Here is a 7,840-nt window from a genome sequence, read left to right on the forward strand (position 1 = left end):
GCGATGATGCGCCGCCCCCGACAGGGAGGATCACTTGATCTGGTCTTCGGTGTAGTAGCCACCGTCGATCAGCACGGACTGGATGTTGTCCTTGGTCACGGCCACAGGCTCCAGCAGGTAGGCCGGAACGACCTTGACACCGTTGTCATAGGTCTCGGTGTCGTTGATCTCGGGCTCTGCGTCGTTCAGCAGCGCCTCGACCATGCCGACGGTAACGCGGGCCAGTTCGCGGGTATCCTTGAAGATCGTGGAATACTGCTCGTCGGCGAGCATCGACTTGACCGAAGGCACTTCGGCGTCCTGACCGGACACGATGGGCATCGCCATGTCGCCGGACCCGTAACCGACGCCCTTCAGCGACGACAGGATGCCGATGGAAAGGCCGTCATAGGGCGACAGGACCGCGTGGACCGGCTTGTCGGTGTAATTGGCAGACAACAGGTTATCCATGCGGGCCTGTGCGACGGACCCGTCCCAGCGCAGCGTGCCGACCTGATCCATGCCCATCTGGCCGGACTGGATCACGATATCGCCCGCGTCGATCAGCGGTTGCAGCACGGACATGGCTCCGTCGTAGAAAAAGTAGGCGTTGTTGTCGTCCGGGCTACCGCCGAACAGTTCCACATTCCACGGCTTGGCATCGGGAAAGCGTTCGTTCAGGCCGTCCACCAGCGTCGTCGCCTGCTGCACACCGACCTTGAAGTTGTCGAAGGTTGCGTAATAGCTGACGTCGCCGCTGTCGCGGATCAGGCGATCATAGGCCACGACCTCGATATCGGCAGCGGCGGCGTTGGCCAGCGCGTTCGACAGGGTGGTGCCGTCGATGGCGGCGATGACCAAAACGTCGACGCCCTTGGTGATCATGTTCTCGATCTGGGCCAACTGGTTCGGGATATCATCCTCGGCGTATTGCAGGTCGGTGGTAAAGCCGGCCTCTTCGAACTGCTTGACCATGTTTTCGCCGTCGGCGATCCAGCGGGCCGAGGATTTGGTCGGCATGGCGATGCCGACATAGCCCGCGTCCTGCGCCCAGGCTCCGGTGGTCATGGCGACGAGTGCCGTCGTCGCCAGCATGGATTTCAGAATGTTCATGTCGTCCTCCCTTGCGCGGCTGCCACCAGTTTCCCCCCGATGGTCGCGCTTTTTTCAATGCGCAGTCCGGCCGACGCATCGGCCAGAGCACGGGCGCAGATTGACCGCGTTGGATATATCGATCAAATGAATTGTTCACGCATGGATATATCTCCCATGTCATAGCATCGAAAATGGGGTTCACATGCCTGCACACATGCCCCGTGACGGTTCAGCCGCAGCGTTGATCCAGCGCGGCCTGCGGTTGCCGCAACTGCGTCTGCTGATTGCTGTCGCGGACCTGGGACAGATTTCAGGTGCTGCGTCTCTGGTCGGCATGACCCAGCCCGCAGCCTCGCGGATGTTGACGGACCTTGAACGCACTGTCGGCACGCAACTGTACCAGCGTCATCCGCGTGGCGTGGCGCTGACGGCAGCTGGTGCGCTGCTGGCAAAGCGGGCGCGGCTGGCTCTGCAACACCTCGAGGTCGCGTTCGACGAGATGGACGACATTGCAAACGGGTCGGGCGGTCTGGTTCGCATTGGCACCGTGACGGGGCCGGGTGTCGCACTGATCCTGCCGCTGATCCGCGACCTGCGCGTGACCTACCCCGAGATCGCCTTTGACGTGTTGGTCGATACCTCCGACGTGCTGGCGGATGCGCTGCTGGCGCACCGGGTCGACTTCTACCTCGGGCGGATGCTTGCGAATGTCTCGGCGCAGGATGTGACGGCCATCACGGTCGGGGCGGAACCGATCGCGCTGATCGTGCGCAAGGATCATCCGCTGATGACCCGGCCCGCACCGACGCTGTCCGATACGCTGGCCTACGACTGGGTAATGCAGGCCAGTGCCGGCCTGATGCGGCAGGCGGTCGAGGCTTATCTGCTGCAATGCGGCCTCGCCCCGCCGCAGCGTATCCTGACCACGTCGTCGCTTGTCCTGACGTTGGGCATCGTGTCCGACACCAACGTCGTGGCCCCCGTGGCGCGGTCGGTGGCAGAGGTGCTGGTCGCGCCGACACGGATGAACAGCGACATGCGGATTCTGGACCTTGCCCCGGACATGGCGGTGTCGCCCTATGCGCTTGTCTGTCGCCGCGACGCAGAGCCCAATGCGGCGGTTGCCCGCGTCCTGACCCTGCTGCGCGACCGCATTGCCGCGCGGGCCGCAGGGTCAGGTTGAACCGGTCAACAGGGCGGCGACGGTCGGGCGCAGACCGGACAAACCGCGCGGCGTCCAGCCCAGATCGCGCAGACGGTCAGTTGTCATGACACCGACCATAGCGGGATCGGACCGCTTTGGCAGCGGACGGTCCTTGCCGGTCAGATCGTTGACGCAGGCCAGCAGATCGTGGTGATCCAGCAGGATGTCAGAGGCATTGAACGTGACGGGCGCAAGGCACCCCGGGGGGACCGTCAGCAACAGGCCGACCGCGGCGGCGATGTCGTCCTCATGCACCTCCGACCCGACCCGCGCCGGCTGCACTTGGCCCGAAAGATGGGCGGCAAAGAGTGCGTCCCACTTGTGCGGCTGACCGGGCACCCCGGCACCGTAAACGCCGGTCGCCCGCAGGCTCGCCACGGCAAGGGACGGGCCAGCGGATCCGGTCAGCCATGCTTCTGCCTCGGCCTTCACCTCTGCGTATAGGGTGGCGGGTCGTGCGGACAGTCCGTCGGCCAGCACCGTGCCGGGCGAATAGCCATCGTAGACCGCCCGCGACGACAGAAAAACGATCCTCGCCACACCGGATGATTTGGCGTGCGCGAACAGCCGCAGCGTGCCATTCAGATTGAGGGCGCGGAACCCAGCGGGATCATCGCCCTCGCCACCCCGGTAGCGTCCCGGCACATGGGCGAATGCAGCGTGAACCAGCGCGTCGAAATCCGACAGGTCCGGCGGCGGCAGATCGAGGCTCCAGTCCAGATAAGACAGGCCGGGCACGGGCCGCCGCCCAAGCGTCGTGACGCTGTGACCCTGCGCCGCGAGATTGCGTGCCACGGGATAGCCGACGCGGCCCGTCGCCCCAGTGATCGCGATCCTCATGTGGGCGGCGGCAGGTCCGCGGCCACCGGCACCGGACCGTCCCCGGCATAGGCGTGCCACAGCGCCGTCAGCGGGGCCAGCGCAGCACTGCGCGCATGGGCCGCCTGCCACGGCTTCTCATACTGGTAATGCAGCACATGAATGTCGGGCCAGTGCCACAGGTCCGGCAGATTGAACCAGACGTATTGCAGCATGTTGTAATGGATAGGCAGGCCATGCCAGTCGGGAAAGTAATCCTGCAGAAAGCTCTGGTCCGTGCGCGGCCAAAAGGCCCCCGCTGCATCCACCCGGTCCATCATCGCGGCAAATGTCGCGGGATCGGGGCGCGCCGTGAACACGCCGGAGTTCATGCGGCGAAAGTCGGCGAGGCCTTCGTAGACATTGGGGGCCGCACAGAATTCCGGATAGTCGAACAGCCGGTCGCAGTTGCGCAGGACCAGCGTGTCGGCATCCAGAAACACCACCTGGTCATAGTCCAGCTGCCAAAGCCGCAGCTTGGCGAAATTGTCGAGCGGTGTGTGGAATGCGGGTTTGCTGCCCTTGGTGAACGGTGCGCGGCCATGCAAAGCTGCGCGGTCATGCGCCGCGTTGAAGGCGGGCGAGGTGTCCAGAAGATCGACGGGTATCAGCCGCGCACCCAAACGTGAGAGCAGGTCTAGCGCATCGGCGGCAACGCCCCCCGTGTGCATCACCACCAGATCGGCCGTCGTGCCGGTCAGCGTCAGTGACCGGATCAACGCCCGCGCCCCCAGCGCAAAATCCGCGTTGGTGACAAGCGTGACATAGGCGCGCCGCGTCATCAGACGGCGCGCAGCTTCTTGCCTTCGGGGTCGTGTTCCACCTTTTCGGCCAAATCGCGCGTCCAGGCCGACACGGCCGGCACGCGGCTGCGGTCGATGCGGTGCGCATACTTGCGGGCGACTTCGACGACCTCGGCCAGCAGACCTTCGGCCAGCGTCGTGGGGTTCAGGCCAAGGGCCAGAAACTGCGCGTTGCGCACGATCAGGTCATTCTCCGCGGCTTCCTTGCGCGGGTTCGGCAGGTTCAACACCTTGGCCCCGGTCTGCTGCGCGATCAGCGCGGCCAGATCGCGGACACGGTGCGTCTCGGTCATCTGGTTAAAGATTCGCACCCGGTCGCCGGCCTTTGGCGCGTCGCCCATCGCAAGCTCGATGCAGCGGACAGAGTCCTGAATGTGGATGAAGGCCCGCGTCTGTCCGCCGGTGCCATGCACCGTCAGCGGATAGCCGATGGCTGCCTGGATCAGGAAACGGTTCAGCACGGTGCCGTAGTCGCCGTCGTAATCGAAACGGTTGATCAACTGATCATGCCGCCGAGTCTGCGCGGTATGGGTGCCCCAGACGATGCCCTGATGCAGGTCGGTGATCCGCAAGCCATCGTTCTGCGCATAGAACTGGAACAGGATCTGATCCATGCTTTTCGTCATGTGATAGACCGAACCGGGCTTGGTCGGATACAGAATCTCTTGCTCTTTCGGGCCGGCCGGCGTGTCGATCTGGACGTCGAGGTAGCCTTCGGGGATCGGGGCCCCGACCGAGGAATAGCCGTAGACGCCCATAGTGCCCAGGTGGATCACATGCGCGTCGATGCCGGTTTCCACCAAGGCGGCCAACAGGTTGTGCGTGGCGATGATGTTGTTGTTCACCGTATAGACCTTGTGACGGTCGGTCTTCATCGAATAGGGTGCTGCGCGTTGTTCGGCGAAATGGATCACGACATCAGGCTTGTGGTCGCCCAGCCACGCCTTCGCCCGCTCGTATTCCTGCGCAAGGTCAAGCAGGTGGAAATGGATGCGCCGTCCGGTGACGTCATGCCAGATGCGGCAGCGTTCCTGGATGCTGTCCATCGGCGTCAGCGACTGCACGCCCAGTTCCGCGTCGATCCAGCGGCGAGAGAGGTTGTCGATGACATGCACCTCGTGCCCCTGGTCCGACAGGTGCAGCGTGGTGGGCCAACCGACGAAACCGTCGCCGCCCAGAATTGCAATTTTCATGACCCATCCTCCTGCTGATGCGACTGTTGCGCAGACGCGTGACAGCGGTATGACGCGACTTCGCCCGGTCCGCCAGATTGCCGGTGGTGCGCACTGGCAGGATTTCGCCGCCAATACGCCTGACCGGACAGCGTCAGAGGGGAAAGCCCATCGCATGCACCAACCGCAGCCAGTGCCTGCGCCACCCGCCCTTTTCGTCGGCCTCGTCCAGTGCGCGCATGGTGATGCCCGCGCCGATCCATCGAAACGGTTCGCGCGGGATACGGCGCGGCAGGCTGGTCGCCAGTGCCAGTTGCAGTTCCGGCACGCCGGTCTTGTCCAGCATCTCGAGTCCCATGCGCGCGCCGAACCGGGACGCGGTCACGCCGAAACCGGAATAGCCGCCGACATAGACGGCCTTGCCGTCATGATAGGGCTGGAAATGCACCGCAAGCCGGGTGGTCATGTCGATCGGACCCGACCACGCATGCGTGAAGCGCACATCGGCAAGCTGCGGAAAGGTGCGCAGAAAATACCCCGCAAGCCGGTCGTAGACCGCGATCTGGCGATCACCGGGAGGATCGATGTCATCGTTGAAATGATAGCCGATGCGCCCGCCGTAGACGATGCGGTTATCCCGCGTCAGGCGCATGTAGTTCAGCTGCGTCCGGGTATCGTAAAGGCCCTGCCGGTGTGTCCACCCGACGCGGTCGAGCTGTTCCGGGCTCAGCTGTTCGGTCGCAAGGACGCGGTCCCGCATGGCGACGACATAGCGCTTGATGTGTTTGTGTCCGGCCCCCCAGGCATTCGTTCCGAACAGGACACGCGGGGCGTCGATGCGACCGTCGTGGGTCGTGATCCGCAGACGCGAACCCAGATCGTCGACACGTTCCATCCGAGTGTGTTCGAACAGCCGCACGCCCAGCGTAATGGCGGCGTCGCGAAGACCCCAAGCCAGTTTCGCCGGATTGACGGTCCCCGTCCGGTCACGCGACCACAGCCCCGCCTGAAACAACGGCGAGGCGACTTCGGCCTGCACCCCGTCGCGGTCTAGCCAGAGGACGTCATGTCCGTGCGCTTGATGCAGGTCGTATTCCTGCCGCAGGTCCGGGATGCTGGCTTTGCCGATGGCGACGGTCATCTCGCCGCCCCATTCCAGATCGGCGTCGATGCCGAAGTCCTCTATCGTCTGCCGCCAGCCGTCGAGGTTGTCGATCCCCAGCCGTTCCAGCAGCGCAAGGTCGTGGGGAAAGACCCGCTGCGCGTTCGCCAGACCGTGCATGACCGAGGTGGACACGATGCCGCCCGGACGCCCCGACGCACCGTGCGCGACCTTGCCCGCCTCGATCAGGACGACATCGCGGCCGGGATCACGCTGCTTGGCGATGATCGCGGCCCAAAGTCCGGTAAAACCGCCACCGACGATCAGCAGATCGGCGTCGGTCGGCCCGACAAGATGCGGCACGGCGGTCGGGGCGGCAGGATCGTCCAGCCACAGCGGATACAGCCTGGCATCCGACAGGCACTTGTGTCTGATCGTCAAGGCTCACGCTCCCGCAATGTCACGGTCACAGCCATAACGCCGTTCGGCACATGACGAAAGGTGCCGATCCCCGATCCGATTGCTCGGACCGGCCATCCGCGCGACATCTGGGGGCGACATCATCGGAGAGTTGAAGGGCCGAACCCGCATTGGCCTAATAGCAGAAACATCGTGCCCCGCATGGTTCGAACCACCGGTATGATGGGCCCGTTCTGCCCTTTCAAAGCAGATATGGAGCGTCTTCGCGTTGCAGGCCACCCGGCAGGAGCGACGCGGTCTTGCGGCAGATATCCAGCATGTCCGTCTGTGCCGTCGTGGGCAGCCAATCGGTCCGGGTCGTCATGCCGATGGGGCGGCCGGGCCAGTCGATCCCGGTTTCAAGCGCGATCATCTGGCCTGCGGCGATCTCGGGGGCGGCTTGACCGGAGGACACGCACCCCAGATGCAGGTTGTCCTGCAAGAGCCCACGCATCAGCAGGACGGAACCCGTCTCGATTACCGGCAAGCGGGGCAGATGGCGCGCGATCCGGTCATCGAACTGGTCCCGCGCGGGTGTGCCGCGACGGGCCACCACCCAAGGAAAATCCGCCAGTCGGGATAGCGGCACCGGACCCTGGCCGACCAGCGGATGCCCCAATCCCGCCACGACGGACATGCCGTCATGATACCACGCGTCCTGCACCACGTCACGGATGGGCAGCGGATCGCGCATGGCACCGATCATGAAATCGATCTCTCCTCGGCGCAAATAGCCAAGGAGTTCGTCGTAAATCCCGTCGATCACGGTGATCCCCTGCAGGGGGCGGCGCGCGCGGAACGCGGCCAGCGTCCGTGGCAGCAAAGCGGACCGTGACAGGGGCAATGCACCGATGACGATCTGCCCTTCGGTCCGGCCATCGAGTTCGGCCAGATCGGCGGAAGCCTGATCGAGTTCCGTCAGCGCCAGCCTTGCGGCAAGCCCCAATGCCTGCGTCGCACGTATAGCGACGGTGCCATGCGGGGCGCGGTCGAACAGCGGGCGACCCGCCTCGGATTCCAGCAGCGCAATTGCGCGATGCACGGTCGGCTGCGCCAGTCCCAGTCGGCGGGCAGCGATGGTGAAATTCTGCGCTTCGACCACGGCGATCAGCGCCCGAAGCTGCGCCGTCGTCGCGGTCAGGACCAGACGCGGTGCCACGGCCGTCAG

Annotated in this window: 7 protein-coding genes; 1 reads left to right on the forward strand and 6 read right to left on the reverse strand. The window is 64.6% G+C overall.

From position 1 onward, the window contains the following. Nucleotides 1–30: 30 nt before the first annotated feature. Nucleotides 31–1,074, reverse strand: coding sequence for a multiple monosaccharide ABC transporter substrate-binding protein (gene chvE, locus ACOI1H_RS09580; RefSeq protein ID WP_422436977.1), 1,044 nt, complete (start codon nt 1,072–1,074; stop codon nt 31–33). 202 nt (nt 1,075–1,276) lie between these two features. Here chvE and ACOI1H_RS09585 point away from each other — a divergent pair, with 202 nt between their 5' ends. Then, nucleotides 1,277–2,257 (forward strand): LysR family transcriptional regulator, encoded by a 981-nt coding sequence (locus ACOI1H_RS09585; protein ID WP_422436964.1) that lies wholly within the window; start codon nt 1,277–1,279, stop codon nt 2,255–2,257. Here ACOI1H_RS09585 and ACOI1H_RS09590 read toward each other — a convergent pair. From ACOI1H_RS09590 to ACOI1H_RS09610, 5 genes are all read right to left on the reverse strand, one after another. After that, nucleotides 2,249–3,118, reverse strand: a complete 870-nt coding sequence (locus ACOI1H_RS09590) for an NAD-dependent epimerase/dehydratase family protein (RefSeq protein ID WP_422436966.1) — start codon at nt 3,116–3,118, stop codon at nt 2,249–2,251. The two genes, ACOI1H_RS09585 and ACOI1H_RS09590, sit on opposite strands and share 9 nt — an antisense overlap. Next, a complete protein-coding gene (locus tag ACOI1H_RS09595; RefSeq protein ID WP_422436968.1) occupies nt 3,115–3,918 on the reverse strand; it encodes a glycosyltransferase in 804 nt (267 codons plus the stop codon). The genes ACOI1H_RS09590 and ACOI1H_RS09595 overlap by 4 nt, the downstream gene beginning before the upstream one ends. Beyond that, nucleotides 3,918–5,132 carry an NAD-dependent epimerase/dehydratase family protein gene (locus ACOI1H_RS09600; protein ID WP_422436970.1) on the reverse strand — a complete coding sequence of 405 codons (1,215 nt, stop codon included), beginning with the start codon at nt 5,130–5,132 and terminating at the stop codon, nt 3,918–3,920. Before ACOI1H_RS09600 ends, ACOI1H_RS09595 begins: the two co-directional genes overlap by 1 nt. 133 nt (nt 5,133–5,265) lie before the next feature. Continuing rightward, nucleotides 5,266–6,654, reverse strand: a complete 1,389-nt coding sequence (locus tag ACOI1H_RS09605) for an NAD(P)/FAD-dependent oxidoreductase (protein ID WP_422436971.1) — start codon at nt 6,652–6,654, stop codon at nt 5,266–5,268. A 220-nt stretch (nt 6,655–6,874) separates the two neighbouring features. Further along, nucleotides 6,875–7,840, reverse strand: a 966-nt coding sequence (locus tag ACOI1H_RS09610) for a LysR family transcriptional regulator (protein ID WP_422436972.1), incomplete at its 5' end; no start/stop codon positions are given.

The organism is Loktanella sp. DJP18, assembly GCF_049310965.1.
GTDB lineage: Bacteria > Pseudomonadota > Alphaproteobacteria > Rhodobacterales > Rhodobacteraceae > Loktanella.

Bases quoted from the DNA above. Each gene is read 5' to 3' on its own strand.
- ACOI1H_RS09585 (WP_422436964.1), top strand. From the start codon at position 1,277: ATGCCTGCACACATGCCCCGTGACGGTTCAGCCGCAGCGTTGATCCAG.
- chvE (WP_422436977.1), bottom strand. From the start codon at position 1,074: ATGCTGGCGACGACGGCACTCGTCGCCATGACCACCGGAGCCTGGGCG.
- ACOI1H_RS09595 (WP_422436968.1), bottom strand. From the start codon at position 3,918: ATGACGCGGCGCGCCTATGTCACGCTTGTCACCAACGCGGATTTTGCG.
- ACOI1H_RS09590 (WP_422436966.1), bottom strand. From the start codon at position 3,118: ATGAGGATCGCGATCACTGGGGCGACGGGCCGCGTCGGCTATCCCGTG.
- ACOI1H_RS09600 (WP_422436970.1), bottom strand. From the start codon at position 5,132: ATGAAAATTGCAATTCTGGGCGGCGACGGTTTCGTCGGTTGGCCCACC.